A 20,085-nucleotide genomic window follows, 5' to 3' on the forward strand; every position below is an offset into this window, starting at 1 on the left:
GAGTCCAGCCATTATTTTGCGTGATGCCGACGATCATGCTTGATGCCGCCAATATTTCACTGCACATCGCTCGGCATGTCGGATGAGGCAAGAAACCTGCGTCGGGATTTGCTGTGGGCCTGGCCCGCATCGCTGATTCTGCATGGGTTTCTGATCGCGGTGATGCTGGCCTACAGTCAGCCGAGGCTTCCTGAACAGCAGCAGGAGGAGGCGGTAAACGTCACTCTCGTGCCGCCGCCAGCACAGCCGAAGCCGAAACCGGCTCCTCCGCCTCCCGCGAAGGCCGAAGCCGAAAAGCCTGCGGAGCCGAAGCGGTCGCCGGCGCCGGAGACATCGCCGACCAAGCCGGCGCAAATCGAGGTGCTGAAGCCTGTCTTCAGGTTCGGAGACAAGGATGCCGGTTCCGGCAAGTCTCCGGAGAGCGGCAGCGTGCAGGACACCGCGCCGTCCCCGGCAAAGGACGAGACTGTGAAGGCGCCTTCCGAGGAACGGCCCGATGCAGCCGATGACGCCGCAAAGCAGGCGGCGGCTGCAAAGGATTTCGGGGCGGTTCAGGACGCGGAGAGCGAGCCAGCTCCAAACCAGGACAATGGCAAGCAGGAAGCAGACAAGCAGGAGGGACTGACGGAGGGTGCCGACACGCAGGCAGCGTCGGAGCCAGCGCCGTTGGGCGCCATCGGCGCTGACGGCGAGATCGCGCTGCCCGCCATGGCCACGGCGCCTGAGCCCAGGCCCGCCAATACGTCGAAACCCAGTCTTGCGCAGATCCATAAACCTGGAAGCGGCAAGGCCAGGGCCCCAGCCTCCGGCAATGCGAACGCTGCCGCCTCGCAGCCCTTTTCGGGATTGCCGGGGGTTCGAAGGCCGCAATCGCAAGGCGCTACCGGTGCTGCACTGAGCACGACGGCGATGGCCGGCTTGCCTCGCGACAAGCGGGCCGCCCAACTCTGCGCCAGCGCGCTGCAACGGCGACTGGTCGACGCTTCCTATTCTCCCGACCTTGTGCCTCTCGTCCCGCTCAGGCGCGGCAATGTGCTCGACGTTCCGGAGGCGGCCTTCCGCACGCGCACGGCATGGCACGCCTTGAGCTTCCGATGCGAGGTCGATGCCGAGGCGACAACGATCCGGTCCTTGTCCTTCCGCGTCGGAGCGACGATCCCGCCCGGTGAGTGGGCGCGGCTGGGGCTCCCGGCAAACGACTAGGCCTTGCCGGAAAACGGTTCCCGATACTGGCCTTGAGTAACGGCGGTTCGAAATGAAGACTCTGGAAATGACGATTACGGCCATAGTGGCAGGCGACCTAAGCGGAATCCCTGTTCTCAAGGCAGCCAGCCACGCTGATCTGCTCGATGCGGCTGCTAGGCTGCCTCAACTAACCATCGCGCGACCAGCCTTGGCAAAGGTGCTGAAGTCATGGCGCAGCGGTCATTGCAGTGCCGATGTTGTCCAGCAGTGGGCTTCATTTGCCCGGCGTGGCTACATCGCCGGTGGTGTCCGTGGCGCAGTGCGCCCAATCGATATCGAGTACGATGCACTCGACGAAAATTTGATCGTGGAAGTCATCGGGCGGCTCGATGAGATCGGCGACATCATTGATGGGGAGGTTGATGACAATGAACGCGAGGCAATGCTGAGAATTCTTGAGGCGTAGCCAGCCGTTTGGAACTCTTCTCCCGCAGAACTGGCTGAGTTTGGCGACCAGCCGCGAAGCCACTCTTCCACTCTGGTGCGGTCGCGTGGTATCAACTTCGCAGAGGGATAACCGAAGCTCAGCCTCGAAACCCGACAAGCACGTGCTGTGTCGGGACAGTTGTTTCCTTCCCGGCATGGTGCGGCCATGTCTCGGAAGGCAGAATATGGACCCTCGCATCTTTCTCCTGGCTTTGGCGACGTTCGCCACCGGCACGGCCGAAAACATCGTCATCGGCATTCTTCCCGATGTTGCCTTGGGCCTTGGCGTTTCGCTTGGGCTTGCCGGTCAGCTGACGGCCGTCTTTTCGTTGACCTTTGCGCTCGCCGCGCCGGCAGCGCTTGTGCTGACCCGGTGCATGGAGCGCAGGACGATCCTCGTTTTCGCCTTGGCGGCGTTCGTTCTGAGCAATCTGGCTGCAGCCTTGAGTCCTGGCATCGCGGTGCTGTTTGCAGCACGCATCGCCATGGCAGCGGCAAGCGCCACCGCCTGTCTCGTGGCCACCATCCTGGCGACCGAGCTCGCCGGGCCCGACAGGCGCGGACGGGCAATCGGCCTGATCTTCATGGGGATCAGCGGCTCGATGGTGCTGGGCGTGCCCGCCGGAATGCTGATCAGCAGCCTGTTCGGCTGGCGCAGCGTGTTCGTGGCGCTGGCATTGCTGGCCTTGTTGATTCTTGCGCTCTGCCAGCTGTTGCTGCCTGTTTCAAGCAGAGGGCCGCGCGACATGGCGGGCTATCGTCGCCATGTCGGGTCGCTGCGCCTTTTGTCCGGGCAGCTCGTGTCGATCCTGATGATAGGTGGTCACTTCGTCCTGTTTGCCTATCTCGCACCTTATGCAGTCGATGCGGTCGGCTTCGACGACGACACGCTCGTACCCATTTTCGTGGCCTTTGGCGTGGCCGGCGTCAGCGGCGGCTATCTCGGCGGCTGGCTGACGGACGTCGTCACGCCGCGTGCCGCGATCCTTGTCGTCCCGCTTGCCTATCTGGCGGTCCTGCTTGCCATTCCGGCCGTCTCTTCCATGCCGATGGCGTTCCTCGGCCTGATGATGGTCTGGGCCTGCATCAGCTGGATGATCTCGCCCGTGGTGCAGAGCTTCCTGATCAGCGCGGGGCCTGAGACCGCGGAAGCCGGCGTCAGCCTCAACCTGTCGGCGATGCATGTCGGCGTGGCTCTTGGCACCGCGATCGGCGGGCTGGCGCTCGATCGAGGTTCCGCAGCGGCCTTGCCGTGGACAGGCGCCATCCTCGCGGCCATTGCCGTAGCGGCGAGCCTGATTGCTTCCTGGCGCGCCGGAAGCAAGCAGGGGAGACCAGCCATCGGAGTTTGAAAAGTCGGAATTTTCGGTCGACTATGCCGGCATGAAGCGCTTCGCATTCGTCCTCGCCCGCGACTTTACGCTGTCGCCGCTGTCGTTGTTCGTCGACACGCTCCGACTGGCCGGGGATGAGGGTGACCGCAGCCGACGTGCGGCCTTCGACTGGCAGATCATCGGCGAGCTGGGGCTGCCCATCCGGGCGAGTTCCGGCATCGAGCTGATGCCGACCGCACCGGCCCTCCGGCCTGAGGATTACGACAACATCCTTGTGGTCGGCGGGCTGCTCGGGCGGAAAAATTCGCTGCCGGCATCGGCCGAGCGGTTCGTCGAAGGCGCGGCAAGAAAGGGCGTTCCCGTTGGTGCCCTGTGCACCGGCAGCTTCGTACTTGCCGAGATGGGCTTGCTCGACGGCCACAGGGCTTCGGTGAGCTGGTTCCACATCGAGGATTTCCGCTCCCGTTTCCCCGACGTCGACGCTTCCTGCGACCGGCTTTTCATCGTCGATGGCAACAGGGCGACATGCTCGGGCGGGGCAGGCGCCGCAGACCTCGCGGCCCATCTGGTCTCAGGGGTCATCGGCGAGCAGTCGGCCGCCAAGGCGTCGCGCATCTTGCTGCTCGACAGGGTCAGGGATGCCGATGCCGTGCAGCCCAATCTCGAGCTTTTCCCCGAGGCGAAGACGCTTTCGGTACGCAGGGCCTTGCTGGTGATGGAAAGCAACCTCCAGGAACCGCTTGCGATCGTCGACGTAGCCCGGTCGGTCGGCGTGTCCACCCGGCAGCTCGACCGCGATTTCGCCAGTCAGCTCGGAACCAGCCCCGCGCGCGCCTATCTGAAGCTGCGCATTAGCCTGGCCACCCGCCTGTTGAGCTCCGGCAAGAATCCGGTCGGCGAGGTGGCGTTCCAGTCCGGCTTCGCCAATGCCGGGCACTTCAGCCGGGTGTTCCGTAAGATGACCGGCCTGTCGCCGACGGAAGCCTCCCGTCGATCGCCGGCGCTGTGAAGCTGTAACATCGGTATATTTCGATTGGGTGCCTATTGGAGCCCACGGGCCACCGCTGGCGTGTATTGGCCGGGCGTAGTCAGGCCGAACCGTCGGCATTTCTTTCGAACTGCGGATATTCCGTGATCACTCAGGCAGTCTCCGGCACCTTCACCTCCGGCATAGCGCCGATCAGCATGCGGGCGTACTCGCTTTTCGGGGCGTCGAAAATCTCGGCGCAGTCGCCCTGTTCGACGAGCTCGCCACGGTTGATCAGCGCCACCCGGTCGCAGAGATAACGCACGACGGCGAGATCGTGGCTGATGAAGAAATAGGTCAGGCCGAGGCGGTCCTGCAGCTCGCACAGCAGGTTGAGAACCTGCGCCTGAACCGAGACGTCGAGCGCCGACGTCGGCTCGTCGAGCAGCAGCAGTTCAGGACCCGAGGCGAGGGCGCGTGCGATGCAGATGCGCTGGCGCTGGCCGCCGGAGAATTCGTGCGGATAGCGGTGCAGGTGCTGCGGGCCCATGCCGACGAGCGAAAGCAGTTCTGCGGCGCGGTCGCTGCGCTGCCTGTTGGTCAGGCCGAGCGTCTCGTGGTGGATGACAAGTGGTTCCGTGACGATGTCGTAGACCGACATGCGCGGGTTGAGCGAGGCGTAAGGATCCTGGAAGACGATCTGGACGCGCGAGCGCAGGCGACGCAGTTCGGCGTCGGAGAGTTTGCCCAGGTCCTGGCCCTGCACGCGGATGCTGCCCGATGTCGGCGTTTCCAGATGCAGGATCGAACGGGTCAGCGTCGTCTTGCCCGAGCCGCTTTCGCCGACAAGGCCAAAGCTCTCGCCTTTGCGAACGCTGAGCGAGACGTTTTTCAGCGCATGGACCTCGGCTGAGGTGCCGAATATGCCGCGCCGTCCCGGGTAGATCTTCGAGACGTTGTCGATCTCAAGCATGATCTCAGTCATCGACGAGCGCCTCCATTTCGTTGACGCGGATGCAGGCGGCGGCATGGCTGTCGCCCACCGACACTAGGGGCGGCATGGCCGCCGTGCAGGCGGGTTGGGCAAACTGGCAACGCGGCGCGAAGCGGCAGCCCGGCGGCGGCGTGATCAGGTTCGGTACCGAACCTGCAAGGCCGCGAAGCTCGCCGCGCTTGGTTTCACGGGTCGGGATCGCCGACATCAGGGCGCGTGTGTAGGGATGGACCGGGTTGCCGATGACGGCTCCGACCGGCCCGCTTTCGACGATGTTTCCGGCATACATGACAGCGACATGGCTGCAGGTCTGGGCGACGACACCGAGATTGTGGGTGATGAGCACGACGCCCATGTCGAAGTCGTTGACGCTGTTCTTGATCAGCTTGAGGATCTGCGCCTGGACCGAGACGTCAAGCGCCGTCGTCGGCTCGTCGGCGATCAGAAGGTCGGGGCGGCCGATCAGGGCCATGGCGATCAGAACGCGCTGGCGCATGCCGCCGGAGAACTGGTGCGGATAGTCGTCGAGCCGGGCCAATGCGTTGGGGATGCCGACGCGGGTGAGCATCTCGCCGGCCAGCTTGCGCGCGGCCTGGCGGCGTTCGCGCTGGCCGGCATCGGGCGAACAGCCGATGACATCAGGATCGCGGTCGGCCGCGGCCAGCGCCACGTCGACGAGCTGCTCGCCGATGCGGAAGGCTGGATTGAGATTGGTCGTCGGATCCTGGAAGATCATGCCGATGCGCTTGCCGCGCAGGCGCTGCATCTCAGTCTGGCTGAGCTTGAGCAGGTCCTTGCCTTCGAGCAGGATTTCGCCGGCGGTGTAGTGCGCCGGCGGCGTCGGCTGCAGGCGCGAGACCGAAAGGCCGGTGAGCGACTTGCCGCAGCCGCTTTCGCCGACGAGACCCCAGATCTCGCCTCGGTTGACTGTGAGGTTGATGCCGTTCAGCACATGCGCCCGGCCGTCGAAGCTGGACATCCTGAGGTGCAGGTCGCGGATCGAAAGGAGAGGCTGGGTCATCAGCGCCTCGCCTTCGGATCGAGGACGTCGCGCAGGCCATCGCCGAGCAGGTTGAAGCCGAACACGGCCAGGAACATCGCCAAGCCGGGCGCCATCGCCGTCCACCAGTAATCGGGCATGTAGGAGCGCGAAACAGACAGCAGCGTGCCCCATTCGGGTGTCGGCGGACGAACGCCGATGCCGATGAAGCCGAGGCCGGCGACGGTCAGGATGGCGAAACCCATGTCGAGCGACATCTTGACGATGATCGGCGAGACGACATTGGGCAGGATATGGCGGAAGAGGATGCGCTTGGGCGTTGCGCCGAGGGCGCGGGCGGCGGTGACATAGACCTCCTCGCGCGCTGCCAGCACCTCGCCACGCACCAGCCGCGCATAGCCGGGCCACCATGACAGGGCAATGGCGATGACCATATTGCCGAAACCCGAGCCGAGGGCCGCAGCAATCGCCATGGCAAGGATCAGGCCGGGAATGGTCAAGGTGAGGTCGGTCAGCCGCATCAGCACCTCGTCGATCCAGCCGCGGGCAAAGCCGGCGACCGCACCGACCAGCGTGCCGATCACCGAGCCGATGAGCACGACGCCGAAGCCGGCGAGCACCGACACGGTGGTGCCGGCCATGACCAGCGACAGCACGTCCTGGCCGAGTTCATTGGTGCCGAAGGGATGGGCGACCGATGGCGGCATGAAGCGCGAAGCGGTGTCGACGCCGCCGGCGACATGTTCGGGATAGGGGGCGAGCACGGTGCCAAAGACGGTGAAGAAGATCACCGCCGCGACCATGACGGCGCCGAGCATCGACAGCTTGCTCTGTGAAAAGCGGAAGAAGGCGCGGCGCAGCCTGTCGCGGCGCGGCGTGGCGAAATCGTCCGCAATGTTGTGTTCGGTGGTGCTCATGAGTAGCGGACCTTGGGGTTGATGACGCCGTAGAGCAGGTCGATGACGAGATTGGCGAAGACGAACAGCAGGCCGATGACCAGGGCGACGCCGATCACCGGCATCATGTCCTGCGAGACGATGGCCTTGGTGGCGTAGAGGCCGAGGCCGGGCCAGTCGAACACTGTCTCGACCAGCACGGTGCCGCCGAGCAGCCAGCCAAAATAGAGGCCGATCACGGTCAGCGTCGCCGAGACGGCGTTGCGCGCGACGTATTTGGTGATGATCTTGCGCTGCGGCAGGCCGAGCGCACGGGCGGTCATCACATAATCCTGCTGCATCACCTCGATCGTCGAGGCCCGCATCATGCGCATGATCGTGGCAAGCGGCGACAGCGACATGGCGATGGCCGGCAACGCCAGGTGGCGCAGCGACATGAAGAAGGCATTCCAGTTGCCTGCGATCAGGGAATCGATGGTCAGGAAGCCGGTGACGAAACGGGGCGGGATGACGACGATCGGCAGGCGGCCGCCGAGCGGCAGCCACATCAGCCACATGGCAAAGCAAAGCTGCAGAAGCAAGCCGAGGAAGAAGCGCGGCATCGAGATCGCGCCGATGGCGCCGACCTGGGCCAGGTAGTCGGGCCAGCGATTGCGCCAGACGGCGGTGATGAGGCCGAGCGGGATGCCAACGGCAACCGCGATGAACATCGCTGCGAAAACGAGTTCAAGGGTCGCGGGCAGGTAGGCCTTGATATCGGCAGCGACGGGTCGGCGCGTCAGCAGCGAGGTGCCGAGGTCGCCATGCATCAGGCCGGAGACATAGGTGCCGTACTGCACCCAGACCGGCTTATCCAGGCCATACTCTACGGCAAGCGCTGCGATTTCGGCCTGCGTTGCGTTCGGACCTGCGGCGAGTGCCACCGGATCGCCCGGGAGGAGGCGAGCGATGGCGAACATGATGATCGTCAGTCCGACGATGACCGGTATGAGCAGCAGAAGCCGCCGCAGGATGAAATGCAGCATTGCCGATGTCCTTTGGTTGGAGCTTTGGCGGGCCCGAAGGCCCGCCAAATGTTCGACTTAGCCGAGCGACAGGCCCCAGGCCTCGATGGCATTGGAGGCGACCGGGGTGAAGTGATAGTCCTTCACGGTGTCGCGCATGGCGAGCTTGCGGCGCTCCAGCACGCCGAAGACGTCGGGGGCGTCCTCGACGACCTTCTTCTGGAATTCGCCATAGATCGCGACGCGCTTTGCCTGGTCGATTTCCTTGCGGCCGGCCTCGATGAGAGCGTCGACTTCGGGGTTCTTGTACACCGCGTTCTGCCATGCGCCGTTGCGCGACGAGTGGTAGGCCGCATAGGCGATGTTGTCGGGGTCGCCGTAGTTTGCCGTCTGGTAGACCGGGAACAGGTCGGGGAAGGTTTCCGGCGACTTGCAGGCGGTGACCATGTCGGGCCAGTTCATCGGCACGATCTCGAGGTCGATGTTCAGCTGCTTGAGGCTGTCGAGCATGATCAGCGCCCAGCGGCGCTGCTGCTCGAGACCCGAGACGTGGTACATCTTGAGCTTGAAGCCGCCTTCCGGCTTGGCCGACTTGGCCATGAACTCCTTGGCCTTGGCCATGTCGGTGCCATAGGCGGCAAGGTTGGCGTCGAAGCCGAGGATGCCCATCGGCAGCGGGCCTTTCATCAGGTCGGCATAACCCGCGGCGTCGAGGATCGCCTGGTAGTTGGTGGCGTAGGAGATCGCCTTGCGCAGGTTGATGTCGGCGCAGGGGCCGTGCTGGGTGTTCATCTTGATCGAGAAGGTGCGGTATTCCGGCTCGATGACGCTGACGACGCCCGAGGCGTCCTTCAGCGCGTCCATATCCTCGCTGGTGAGGTCGGTGGCGATGTGGGCTTCGCCGCGCTGGATCATCAGGCGCTGGGTAGCGGTTTCGCGGACGATCTGCCAGATCACGCCTTCGAGGTTGCCGCCGCCGGCCTGCCAGGCCTCAGGCGCGCGGGCCAGTTGATAGAGTGTGCCGACCTCGAAGCGGGCAACCGAGAATGGGCCGGAGCCGGCAGTATTGGTCATAAGATAGGTTTCGCCTGAATCACTGCCGAGATTGGCTTCGACCACCGCCTTCTCGACGATGAAGATCCAGGGCAGAACCTGCAGGAACGGCGCGAAGGGGGCGGTGAGCTTGAACTTGACCGTGCCGGCGTCGACGGCCGTCACGCCCTCGGCGGTGACGATATCACGGATCATCCAGGAGTTGCCCTTGGCGAGCTTCAGCGCACGGGCGAACGAGTAGACGACGTCGTCTGCCGTAACGGCATTGCCGGAGTGGAACTTGGCGGCCTTGTTCAGGACGAAGGTGAATTCCGTGCCGTCGGGGCTGACCGTCCAGCTCTCGGCGATGCCGGGGGCGGGCACCGGCGGGTTGCCCGAGATGCGCACCAGCGGGTCATAGACGTTGCGCATGAAGAACGAGGCGGAATAGCCGGTCGCGGTGTGCGGGTCGAAATTGGGGATGTCCTGGCCGGCGGCGATGATCAGGACGCCGCCCGACTGGGCGAAGAGCTGACGCGGGAACACCGTGGTGGCGAGGCCGACGCCGGCGAGGGCCAGAAGGCCGCGCCGCGAGATGTTGAACTGGTCAGAGGTCATTGCATTGCTCCTGTCGAATGTCTGGTCGTCATTGCAAATGGGCGGCGCCAGTTGGCCGGGCGCCGCCGGATCTCGATGGGGCAGTCAGGCCCAGGCCACATTTTCCTGCGGTGCCACGGTGCCGGACGTTCCCGGTTCGTGGCGGTAGTTGAGCGCGACGTGGTCGGGCGTGACGAAGCCAAGCGCGAGGTCGCGGGAGATCGCTGCCGGGGAACGCTCGGCGGAGTTGCCGTAGCCGGAGCCGCCGGCGAGCACGAGCTCGACCACCTGGTCGGTCCGATGCAGCGACACCAACTCGCCGGTGCCGCAGTCGCGCAGCACGCGGCCGTCGGTGGAGAGCACCCGGCCGCGGGCACCACCGCCGGCCTGGCCGCCGAACAGGCCGTCGATCGGGTTGTCGACACCTTCTGGGTAGACGGAGACGAGCATCTCCAGTCCGTCCTCTTCGCGCTTGCGGAAGCGAACGACCTGGCCGAGGCCTCCGCGCATCTTGCCGGCACCGCCGCTGTCGGCGCGGAATGCCTTCTCCAGCACCAGCACTGGAACGCGGCTTTCCATCAACTCGATGGAGGTGTTGGCAGCCGAGGTCGGCCACAACAGCGAGGAGTGGCCGTCGCCGCGCTCGGAGCCGCCCTGGCCGCCGCCGCAGAAGAGCATGTCCGAATAGAACTGCCCGTCCTTGGTCTGGCCGTAGACGTTCGCCGCAACCGCAAGCCCGGTGAAGGATTGGACCATTTCGGGTGAGGCCGACGACAGGGCCGCGAAGATGTTCGGCGCGAGATACCAGCCGGTGCGGGTGCGCAGGTTCACGGCCGCCGGATATGTCGGATTCAGGATCGAACCTTCTGGTGCCGTCACCGTGAACGGGCGATAGCAACCGGCATTGCCGCGCACCGCAGGCGTCAGCATGCACTTCAGCGGGTAGGTCGCATGGGCTGCGGTATAGTTCAGCGTCGAGTTGAGACCACCCTGTGGCAACTGCGGCGGGGCGCCGTCGAAATCGACAGTGATGCTGTCGCCTTCGACCTTGACCAGGACGGGGTAAGTGATGGTCTCGCCGAGCGGATTGTTGGTGATGACCGAGCGGTACTCGCCATCGGGCAGTGCGCGGATTGCGTCGCGCATCGCCTTTTCCGACAGGCCCTGCACCACTTCGGCGAGGGCACCGAGGCCATGCATGCCATAGTCATGCATGAAGGCATCGAGACGTTCCGCGCCGAGCTTGTTGGCTGCGACGAAGGAGAAGATGTCGCCCAGCACCTGTTCGCCGTTGCGGACGTTCTGGCGGATGAGCTGGATCAGGGTCTCGTTGGGCCGTCCCTCCTCGAAGATCTTCATCGGGGGGATCTGCAGGCCTTCTTCATAGATCTCGCGGGCATGCAGCGAGTCCTTGGTGCCGCCGATGTCGGAGACGTGGCCGACTGTGCCCATCAGGCCGACGAGCTTGCCATTGCGGAAGGCCGGCGTGACGATGGCGATGTCGAACAGGTGACCGGCGCAGAGCCACGGATCGTTGGTGATCAGCACGTCGCCGGGCTTCAGCGTCTCGGCCGGATAGCGCTCCAGGAGGGCTTTGACCGCGCGCGGCAGCGTCAGGTTGAACACCGGCATGGCGCGCGGGCTGTGGGCCAGCGTCTCGCCGTCCTTGTCGAGCAGCTCGCAGGCAAAATCCTGCGCCTCGGCGATGACGAGCGAGAAGGCGGTGCGGCAGACGGTAAGCCACATCTCCTCAACGACGTTGACGAGACGCGACCACATGATCTCGAGGCCGATCGGATCGCCCTTGATGCGGGCGACAGCCTCGGCGCGGGTCATGTCGTCGGTGACGAACGCATCGGCGGCCTTGAGCGCGCCGACCTGGACGCAGAGGTTCTGGCCGGCGTCGATCATGACGCTGTCGGATGGGCCGACAACGGTTGTGGATTCACGCTCTTCGATGATTGCCGGACCCACAATGGTGTCGCCGCTGCGCAGCGCGTAGCGATCGTAGACGGCCGTCTCGAACTTGCCTTCGTCGAACCAGCAGACGCGATGGCCCTTGATCCGAGCTGCAGTATCGCCGCCGCCGGTGGCGCCGGTGAGCGACAACTGCGGCGTCGGGCCGGCGACGCGGACGCGGAAGTTGACGGATTCGAAACGCGCGCCCTCGAAAGGCTCGGCGTAGCGGGCCGAGTAGGCGCGGACGAAGGCTTCGCGAATGGCCGGCAGATCGGCTTCGCCAAGAGTCGTCGTGGGCAGCGCCACGCTGATGTCGTGCATCTGCCCGACGAGGCGCATGTCGGCGCTGCGCTCGACAACGATGTCGCCTGCCGCGATGCCGGAGCGGGTGAGCTGGTGCCGTCCTTCGTCTTCGAGGGTGGTCAGCACGCCATTGACGGCGTCCGTGTCAAAGCCAGTCTTCAGCTCGACACGCAGCGACCGCACACCCTCGAAGGACAGTGGGGCTGCAAGGAAGCCGAGGGCAGATGCCGCACCTGATGCCGGTGGGATCAGCACGGAGCTGATGCCCATGGCACGTGCCACGTCGACCGCATGGGCCGGACCGGCGCCGCCGAAGCCGACCATGGAGTATTCGCGCGGATCCTTGCCGCGTTCGACAAGGTGTACGCGGGCAGCCGAGGCCATGCTTTCGACCACCACCTTGTGGATGCCAAGCGCGGCTTCTTCGATGGTCAGGTTCAACGGTTCAGCCACCCGCGCAATCGCTGCACGTGCGGCCTCGAGGTCGAGCTTCATGCGACCGCCGAGGAAGAAGTTGGGGTCGTAATAGCCGAGCGTGAGGTTGGCGTCGGTGACCGTCGGCTGCTTGCCGCCCATGCCGTAGCAGGCCGGGCCCGGATCGGAGCTGGCGGAATGCGGGCCGACCTTCAGCAGGCCGACGTCGTCGATGGCGGCGATCGAACCGCCGCCGGCGCCGATCTCGATCATCTCGATGACGGGGGCCTTGATCGGCAGGCCGGAACCCTTGACGAAGCGGTGGACGCGCGCGGCCTCCATCATCGGCGAAATTTCGGCGCGGCCGTCTTCGATCATGCAGGCCTTGGCGGTGGTGCCGCCCATGTCGAAGGAAATGACGTCGGACAGGCCGGCAGCCTTGCCGAACAGGGCGGTAGCGAGACCGCCACCGGCGGGGCCGCTTTCGAGCAGCCGGATCGGGAAGTCGCGTGCGGTTTCCAGAGACATCAGGCCGCCGGCCGAATGCATCAGCCTGAGCGCGCCGGCAAAGCCAGCACCGCGCAGCGATTTCTCGAGCTTGGTCAGATAGCGGTGCATCAAGGGCTGCACGAAGGCGTTGGCGCAGGTGGTGACAATGCGCTGGTACTCGCCCATTTCGGCGACGACTTCGCTCGAGATCGAGACCGACAGCTCGGGGAAGGCGGCGCGGATGATGTCGGCGGCGCGGCGCTCATGCACCGAATTGGCATAAGAGTGCATGAAGGCGATGGCGACCGCCTCGCAGCCCTGCGCGACGAGCGCCTTGGCCGCCTGCAGGACCTGGGCTTCGTCGAGCGCGGTCTCCACCTCGCCCGAGGCATTCATGCGCTCGTCGACCTCGAGGCGCAGGTCGCGGCTGACCATTGGATCGGGGAAGGAGACGAACAGGTCATAGATGTCGTAGCGCTGCTCGGTGCCCATTTCGAGCAGGTCGCGGAAGCCGCGCGTCGTGATGAGACCGACCGGTGCGCCCTTGCGTTCGATGACGGCGTTGGTGACCAGCGTCGTGCCATGGACGATCTCGCCGACGTCGCTATGCTTGATGCTCTTGAGATCCAGCAGTTCCTGCAGGCCGAGCAGAGCCGCCTGGGACGGATCGTGTGGCGTGGTCAGGCGCTTGTGCAACGTGACTGAATGGTTCTGGCTGTCATAGAGCACGAAGTCGGTGAAGGTTCCACCAATGTCGAACCCCACGCGCCAGCGGTTGGGCAGATCACTCATTACTGATGTCCTTTTCTTCAGATCCGGGGGGCGACGAAGGCGCTGTCGCCCAGGTCCTCGGCTATGCGGGCGGCCCCCTTGGCGAGGGCGGCAATCATCTCGTCACGGCCTTTGGTGTCGACGAGTGCGTGGGGGTAGACGATGCAGAGGCTGACGGCTTCGTCGGTGCGCGGATCGGCGACCGATATCGCGATGGCGTCGACGCCGGGCGTGGCTTCCTGGCTCGAATAGGCGAAGCCCTGGTGCCGCACTTTCGAAAGCTGCTCGCTCAGTTCATGCAAAGCGCTGTGCCCGGCATAGAGCGCATGCACTGCCTCCTCGCCAAGCCGCGCCAGCAGCGACCGACCGGTCGCACTGAGATGGGCAGGCAGGCGGCGGCCGATGTTACTGACGACGCGGAGCGCGTTGGTGCCCTGGAAGTCGGCGACGGCAGTCACTTCCTTGCCGTCGCGCACCGAGATGTATCCGGTATGGCCAAAGGTGTTGCTGGCTTCGGCGACGACTTCGCTGGCGCGGCCGATCAGCAGCGAGGAACGGCGGTAGGCGGCGGCGAGATCGAGCATCAGCCGGCCCGGGCGATGCCGGTGACTGTCGCCGATCGTCTCCAGCATGTTCGCCTCCCGCATCGCCTTCAGCAGGCGCGACGCATTGGCTTTCGGCATGCCGAGCAGCCGCACGACGTCCGAAACCGTCAGGTCGGGACAGTCGTTTCCGAAGCACCTCAGCACGTCTGCGGCATTGTTCAGGACCGACATTGCTCCTCCGAGTCGTTCCATTAAATGGAACTCAAGTTCCACTTTATGCAACTAATGCTCTCGTCCTTGCATTCGGTCAAGCTAAAAAATGAGCCGACTTCGCGATGCCGCCAGGCAGGCGGCATCTCGGACCGAACAGGCAAAGCTCCGCCCGTCCCGACAGCCATGCCGGGATCGAGCGAAGTCCTCAGATCAAGAAATTGATTTTATTGGCGCGGCCGCGCTCAGGCGGCGCCGCGCACCTCGACGAGCCGGGCCAGCAGGCTGGCGCCGACGGGAAGAATCGTGTCGTCGAAAATGAACCCGGAATTGTGCAGCGGAACGGTTCCGCCATGCCCCAGATTGAAGAAAGCACCCGGGACGACGCGCAGCAGATCGGCCATGTCCTCCGATCCCATCGTCAGTTCCGCATTCGGCTGCGCCTTGTCGCCGACGATCTCATGGGCCACCTCGATCAGGTTGCCGACCCGCTCCGGATCGTTCGACAGCACGTCGAAGATGTTGCGGATGTCGGCCACGATCTCGATTTCGTGGGCGAGCGCAAGGCCGGCGCAGAGTTTGCGGATGCGGTTTTCGATCATTACCCCGTCGGCCTCGTCGAAATAGCGGAAGGTGCCGCGCAGCACGGCGGTTTCCGGAATGACATTGTAGGCCGAGCCGGCATGGAACTGGGTCACGGAAACGACGGCCGGACGCGTCGGGTCCATGTTGCGCGAGACGATTTCCTGCATCTCCTTGATCAGGCCCGAGCCGATGGTGATCGGATCGCGGCTGGCCTGGGGCATGGCGCCGTGGCTGCCGCGGCCGTGGATCGTGATGTCGAAGAAGCTGGCGCCGGCCTGCGCCTTGCCCGGCCGGATCGTCAGCTGGGAATGGCCCTGGTAGGGCGAATTGTGCATGCCATAGAGCTCGTCGCAGGGGAAGCGATCGAACAGGCCGTCGCGCAGCATGGCGCGCGCACCGCCGAGACCTTCCTCCGCCGGCTGGAAGATCAGCACGGCGCGGCCGGCGAAATCGCGGTTGCCGGCGAGGTAGCGCGCAGCGCCAAGCAGCATGGTGGTGTGCCCGTCATGGCCGCAGCCATGGAACACGCCGGGGTTCTTCGAGGCGTAGGGCAGGTTGGTCAGTTCGTCCATCGGCAGCGCGTCCATGTCGGCTCGCAGGCCGATGCTCCGCCCCGGCCTGTTGCCGTCGATGACGCCGACGAGGCCGGTGCCGCCGATGCCGCGCTCGACTGAAACACCCCAGCTTGCAAGCAGATCCGCCACGCGCTGCGAGGTGCGATGCTCCTCGAAACCGAGTTCGGGATGCTGGTGGAAATCCTGGCGTATCGCGGTGAGATCTTGGGCAAACTGGGCAATCTGTTCAATCACAGGCATGGCGGACCGTCTTTCGTGGCTTTGGCCCGTCAGTGGCACTGGCGTCTTGTGAAGGCAAGCGTTTCGTCCTAGGCCTCGAAGATGTGAGCGGAGGCGCGGGTTGACAGGCCCATTGGCGCCGACACTCCAGATTGAACTGCCTGAAAGAGGAAATGATGTCAGTACAGACGATCGAGACGATTGCGGAAGAAGCCGGGCAGTGGCGCCGCCACCTGCACCAGAATCCCGAGTTGCTGTTCGATCTGCCCGCGACGTCGGCCTTCGTCGCCGACAAGCTGAAGTCGTTCGGCTGCGACGAGGTCGTCACCGGCATTGCCAAGACGGGTGTCGTCGCGGTGGTGAAGGGAAAGCTGGGCGCCGGCCGCACCATCGGGCTGCGGGCCGACATGGATGCTCTGCCGATCGCCGAGCAGACCAACCTTGCCCATGCGTCGAAGAACCCCGGCAAGATGCATGCCTGCGGCCATGACGGCCACACGGCGATGCTGCTCGGCGCTGCGCGTCACCTTGCCTCGACACGGGACTTCGCCGGTAGCGCCGTGCTCATCTTCCAGCCGGCCGAGGAGGGCGGCGCTGGTGGGCGCGTCATGATCGAGGAGGGGCTACTGGAGCGCTTCGGCATCGAGGAGGTGTTCGGCATGCACAACGAGCCGGGCCTGCCTGTCGGTTCCTTTGCCATCCGGCCGGGCCCGATGCTGGCCGCCGCCGATCGCTTCGTCGTCAAGCTGAACGGCAAGGGTTCGCATGCTGCTTCGCCGCATGAATCGCGTGATCCCGTGCTGGTCGCTGCGCATCTGGTGACGGCGCTGCAATCGATCGCCTCGCGCAACGTCGACCCCTTCGATCCCGTCGTCGTCTCGGTCACCTATCTTGCCGGCGGCAGCGAGGCCGCACTCAACGTCATCCCTGAGCAGGCCGTCGTCGGAGGCACGATCCGAACGATCAATCCGCAGACGCGCAAGGCCGTCGAGCAGCGCTTCAAGGACATCGTCGCCAACACTGCCCGGCTGTTCGAGGCCCAGGCCGAGATCGACTGGCGCCCCGGCTACCCGGTGACCGTCAACGATCCCGAGATGACGAAGGCTGCGATCTCAGTTGCCTCCGACGTCGCCGGCGCCGACAAGGTCAACGGCAACTGCCAGTGCACGATGGGCGCGGAGGATTTCTCCTACATGCTCGAAAAGCGGCCCGGCGCCATGATCTGGCTGGGCAACGGCGACTCCGCCGGCCTCCACAACCCCGCCTACGACTTCAACGACGGCGCGATCGTCCACGGTATCAGCTACTGGACGACACTGGTCGGCGAAAGGCTGGCGAACCGCGGGTAGCCGATCGAGGGCGCTCGCAATTCTCCCCTTTAGTCTCCCCTTTAGGAGCAGCTGATGCCGACGAGCAACGCCGACCCAACTTCAGGAAGAAGGCCGGCGCCGACCCGCCGCTGAATGACGTTCCATGCAGTTGGTGTGCGCTTCGTAGGTTCGTTGAAGCTGGCCTGACTGGCATCAGACGAGATGCGCGATCTGGGCCCCGGCTTCATACCAGGCCTCGCGGCTTCGGCGGAACGTGGCGGGCGTGACGTCGGAGACCGGGAGGGGTAGGTCGGCGTAGGTCTTCTCGCCCTTGATCAGCAGGGCGAGTTCGCGGCCGAACACGGTGCCGGGGGCGATGCCGCGTCCGTTGTAGCCGGAGAAACCGACGGCATTGGGGCCGAAGGTGTGGAACCTCGGCAAGGCATCGCCGGTCATGCCGATCTGCCCGTACCATTCGTGCTCGAAGGTGATGTCGCCGAGCTCGGGGTACAGTTTTGACAGGGCGCGGCGGGCCCAGGCCTTGTGGATGGCCGTGCCGGAGTAACGCAGCGCGCCGACGCTGCCGAACACCAGCCGCCCGGCGCGATCCATCCGGAAGGAGGAGAGGACGGTCTTGGTGTCCCACACGCCTTCGCGCCCGGGCAGGATCTTGCGCAGCAGCTCCGGCGAGAGCGGCTTAGTGGCCAGGTTGAAATAGGGCAGGTGGACCTGCTCGGTGCGCACCATCTGCCACGGGCCGGTGCTGTAGGCATCGGTCGCGACGACGACCCAATTGGCGTCGACGCTGCCGCCTGAAGTGGTCAGGTGCCAGCGATTGTCCTTGCGCTCGGCTTTTGTGACGGGGCTGGACGTATGCAGCGTCACGCCCGCCTTGACCACGGCCGTGGCCAGCCCGCGGGCATAGGCCAGCGGCTGCAGCGTTCCGGCGCGTGCGTCATGCAAAGCGCCGAGATAGGCCGACGTGCCGAGCCGTGCTGCGGTTTCGGCCGCGTCGAGCAGCTTGACCGGCGCGCCGCGCTTTTGCCACTGCGCCTCGCGCTCCCTGATCTCGGCGAGGCCCGAAGCGCCGACGGCGCAATGCAGCGTGCCGTTGCGCTCCAGCTCGCAGTCGATGCCGTGCCCGTCGATCAGCGCCATGACCTGTGCCGGCGCGTCGCCGAGCAGCTTGAGCAGCCGTTCGCCATGGTCGGGGCCGAGAGCCGAAGAGACGTCGTCAGGCGCGAGCCACAGGCCGGCATTGATCAGGCCGACATTGCGCCCGGCGCCGCCGAAGCCGATTTCCCTGGCTTCCAGCAGCACCACCCGGCGGCCGACCTCCGCAAGATGCAGCGCGCAGGACATGCCGGTATAGCCACCGCCGACGATGACGACCTCGGCCGAAACATGCCCGTCGAGCGCTGTCGTTGCCGGTGCCGCCGGCGCCGTCGCTTCCCAAAGCCCATGCGAGCGCGGTCCATGGGAATGCGGCTTGTGAGGGGTGCTGAGCATCGGCAGACGTCCGTGGCTGCAGGTTGGCGGGGAAGGATTGGCCCGGGCATGACATCAAGCCGGGGCCATTCACGCCGCCCGCTTCTGCGGACGGCGCCTGAAGTCATGCGGCGGCTGCGGCGTGGCCGATGCCAGCGCCGCAACCGGTGTCGGCTGCTCAGTCGATGTCGAAGCTGACGCCCTGGGCCAGCGGCAGCGCCTTGGAGTAGTTCACCGTGTTGGTGGCGCGGCGCATATAGGCCTTCCAGGCGTCCGAGCCGCTTTCGCGGCCGCCGCCGGTCTCCTTCTCGCCGCCGAACGCGCCGCCGATCTCCGCACCCGAGGTGCCGATGTTGACATTGGCGATGCCGCAGTCCGAACCCTCGACCGACAGGAAGCGCTCGGCTTCCTGCAGGTCGAGCGTGAAGATCGACGACGACAGGCCGGCGCCGACCGCATTGTGCAGGTCGAGCACAGCATCGAAGTCGGAATATTTCATCACATAGAGGATCGGTGCGAAGGTCTCTTCCAGCACCGGACCTGTCTGATCAGGCATCTCGACCAGCGCCGGCTTGACGTAATAGGCGCCGTCATGGCCCTGGTCGACGCGCATGCCGCCGGTGATCTCGCCGCCGGCCTCGGCCGCGTGCTTCAGCGCCTTCTGCATGCCGTCGAAGGCGGCCTTGTCGATCAGCGGGCCGACGAGGGCCGAGCTTTCCAGCGGGCTGCCGACCGAGACGCTCTGATAGGCCTTCTTCAGCCGCGGCACGAGCTGGTCGTAGACGCTGTCATGGACGAACAGGCGGCGCATGGTGGTGCAGCGCTGGCCGGCGGTGCCCATGGCGCCGAAGGCGATGGCGCGTAGCGCCATGTCGAGATTGGCCGAAGGGCAGACGATGCCGGCATTGTTGCCGCCGAGTTCGAGGATGGCGCGGGCGAAACGTTTGGCCAGACGCGGGCCGACGTCGCGGCCCATGCGGGTCGAGCCGGTGGCCGAGACCAGCGGCACCTTGGGGTGGTCGACAAGCACCTCGCCGATGGCGCGGTCGCCGATCAAAAGCTGCGACAGGCCTGCGGGCGCATCAGCGCCAAAACGTTTTGCCGCACGTTCGAAGATCGCCTGGCAGGCAAGGGCGGTCAGCGGCGTCTTTTCCGACGGCTTCCAGACCACCGAATTGCCGCAGACAAAGGCCAGGGCTGCATTCCACGACCACACCGCAACGGGGAAGTTGAAGGCCGAGATGACGCCTGTGACGCCGAGCGGATGCCAGGTTTCCATCATGCGATGGCCGGGACGCTCGGTGGCAATGGTCAGGCCATAAAGCTGGCGCGACAGGCCGACGGCGAAGTCGCAGATGTCGATCATCTCCTGGACTTCGCCGAGGCCCTCGGAGGCGATCTTTCCGACCTCGATCGAGACCAGGCGACCGAGATCGGCCTTTGAAGCGCGCAGCTCCTCGCCGAGCAGGCGGACAAGCTCGCCGCGCTTCGGCGCCGGCACGTTGCGCCAGGCTTTGAAGGCGGCATCGGCGCGGGCAATTACGGCTTCCGCCTCGGCTGATGAGATCGACTTGAGCGCGCCGATCTGGTCGCCCGTCACCGGGCTGCGCACGATCAGGTCGCCGCCGGTGAAGGCAGCTGACGCAACGCCAAGCCGCTCCAGAAGAGCGGCGGTTTCTTTTGCTATGGTCATTTTCTTGTCCTTTTGTTTGTCGGGTTCAT

Annotated in this window: 15 protein-coding genes; 5 read left to right on the plus strand and 10 right to left on the minus strand. The window is 65.3% G+C overall.

The genetic code is table 11. The annotated features are described in order from the left end of the window. Window positions 1-42 precede the first annotated feature (42 nt). The 4 genes from H5P29_RS13970 to H5P29_RS13985 all read left to right on the plus strand — a co-directional run bounded on the left by H5P29_RS13970 (window position 43) and on the right by H5P29_RS13985 (window position 4,014). On the plus strand, window positions 43-1,203 hold the full coding sequence (locus H5P29_RS13970) for a DUF930 domain-containing protein (protein ID WP_246670748.1): 1,161 nt from the start codon (window positions 43-45) through the stop codon (window positions 1,201-1,203). A 52-nt stretch (window positions 1,204-1,255) separates the two neighbouring features. Continuing rightward, window positions 1,256-1,651, plus strand: a complete 396-nt coding sequence (locus tag H5P29_RS13975) for a hypothetical protein (protein ID WP_067960030.1) — start codon at window positions 1,256-1,258, stop codon at window positions 1,649-1,651. A gap of 205 nt (window positions 1,652-1,856) precedes the next feature. Further along, window positions 1,857-3,023, plus strand: a complete 1,167-nt coding sequence (locus tag H5P29_RS13980) for an MFS transporter (RefSeq protein ID WP_067960033.1) — start codon at window positions 1,857-1,859, stop codon at window positions 3,021-3,023. A gap of 31 nt (window positions 3,024-3,054) precedes the next feature. Beyond that, a complete protein-coding gene (locus H5P29_RS13985) occupies window positions 3,055-4,014 on the plus strand; it encodes a GlxA family transcriptional regulator (protein ID WP_067960037.1) in 960 nt (319 codons plus the stop codon). A gap of 130 nt (window positions 4,015-4,144) precedes the next feature. Here H5P29_RS13985 and H5P29_RS13990 read toward each other — a convergent pair whose 3' ends face one another. From H5P29_RS13990 to H5P29_RS14025, 8 genes are all read right to left on the minus strand, one after another. Then, window positions 4,145-4,957 carry an ATP-binding cassette domain-containing protein gene (locus H5P29_RS13990; RefSeq protein WP_067960040.1) on the minus strand — a complete coding sequence of 271 codons (813 nt, stop codon included), beginning with the start codon at window positions 4,955-4,957 and terminating at the stop codon, window positions 4,145-4,147. After that, window positions 4,950-5,987, minus strand: coding sequence for an ABC transporter ATP-binding protein (locus H5P29_RS13995; protein WP_067960042.1), 1,038 nt, complete (start codon window positions 5,985-5,987; stop codon window positions 4,950-4,952). The genes H5P29_RS13990 and H5P29_RS13995 overlap by 8 nt, the downstream gene beginning before the upstream one ends. Next, the gene (locus H5P29_RS14000) at window positions 5,987-6,883 is read right to left on the minus strand and encodes an ABC transporter permease (protein WP_067960045.1); all 897 of its coding nucleotides are present in this window, start codon (window positions 6,881-6,883) and stop codon (window positions 5,987-5,989) included. The genes H5P29_RS13995 and H5P29_RS14000 overlap by 1 nt, the downstream gene beginning before the upstream one ends. After that, a complete protein-coding gene (locus H5P29_RS14005; protein ID WP_067960048.1) occupies window positions 6,880-7,887 on the minus strand; it encodes an ABC transporter permease in 1,008 nt (335 codons plus the stop codon). Before H5P29_RS14005 ends, H5P29_RS14000 begins: the two co-directional genes overlap by 4 nt. Window positions 7,888-7,944: 57 nt before the next feature. Beyond that, window positions 7,945-9,516 carry an ABC transporter substrate-binding protein gene (locus H5P29_RS14010; RefSeq protein ID WP_067960050.1) on the minus strand — a complete coding sequence of 524 codons (1,572 nt, stop codon included), beginning with the start codon at window positions 9,514-9,516 and terminating at the stop codon, window positions 7,945-7,947. A gap of 84 nt (window positions 9,517-9,600) precedes the next feature. Next, complete coding sequence (locus H5P29_RS14015) at window positions 9,601-13,452, minus strand: hydantoinase B/oxoprolinase family protein (RefSeq protein ID WP_154384948.1); 3,852 nt, start codon at window positions 13,450-13,452, stop codon at window positions 9,601-9,603. Window positions 13,453-13,469: 17 nt separating this feature from the next. Further along, window positions 13,470-14,207 carry an IclR family transcriptional regulator gene (locus H5P29_RS14020; protein WP_067960057.1) on the minus strand — a complete coding sequence of 246 codons (738 nt, stop codon included), beginning with the start codon at window positions 14,205-14,207 and terminating at the stop codon, window positions 13,470-13,472. Window positions 14,208-14,431: 224 nt separating this feature from the next. Next, entirely contained in the window at window positions 14,432-15,586 is a 1,155-nt protein-coding gene (locus H5P29_RS14025; protein ID WP_067960062.1) for a M20 aminoacylase family protein, read from the minus strand. 152 nt (window positions 15,587-15,738) lie between these two features. Here H5P29_RS14025 and H5P29_RS14030 point away from each other — a divergent pair, with 152 nt between their 5' ends. After that, the gene (locus tag H5P29_RS14030; RefSeq protein ID WP_067960065.1) at window positions 15,739-16,914 is read left to right on the plus strand and encodes a M20 aminoacylase family protein; all 1,176 of its coding nucleotides are present in this window, start codon (window positions 15,739-15,741) and stop codon (window positions 16,912-16,914) included. A 174-nt stretch (window positions 16,915-17,088) separates the two neighbouring features. Here the strand turns inward: H5P29_RS14030 and H5P29_RS14035 are convergent, their stop codons facing one another. Further along, window positions 17,089-18,384, minus strand: a complete 1,296-nt coding sequence (locus tag H5P29_RS14035) for an FAD-binding oxidoreductase (RefSeq protein ID WP_154384949.1) — start codon at window positions 18,382-18,384, stop codon at window positions 17,089-17,091. A gap of 157 nt (window positions 18,385-18,541) precedes the next feature. Continuing rightward, the gene (locus tag H5P29_RS14040) at window positions 18,542-20,056 is read right to left on the minus strand and encodes an aldehyde dehydrogenase family protein (protein ID WP_185910371.1); all 1,515 of its coding nucleotides are present in this window, start codon (window positions 20,054-20,056) and stop codon (window positions 18,542-18,544) included. Between the last annotated feature and the right edge of the window lie 29 nt (window positions 20,057-20,085).

It is taken from the genome of Aminobacter sp. MDW-2, assembly GCF_014250155.1.
GTDB classification, from domain to species: Bacteria; Pseudomonadota; Alphaproteobacteria; order Rhizobiales; family Rhizobiaceae; genus Aminobacter; species Aminobacter ciceronei.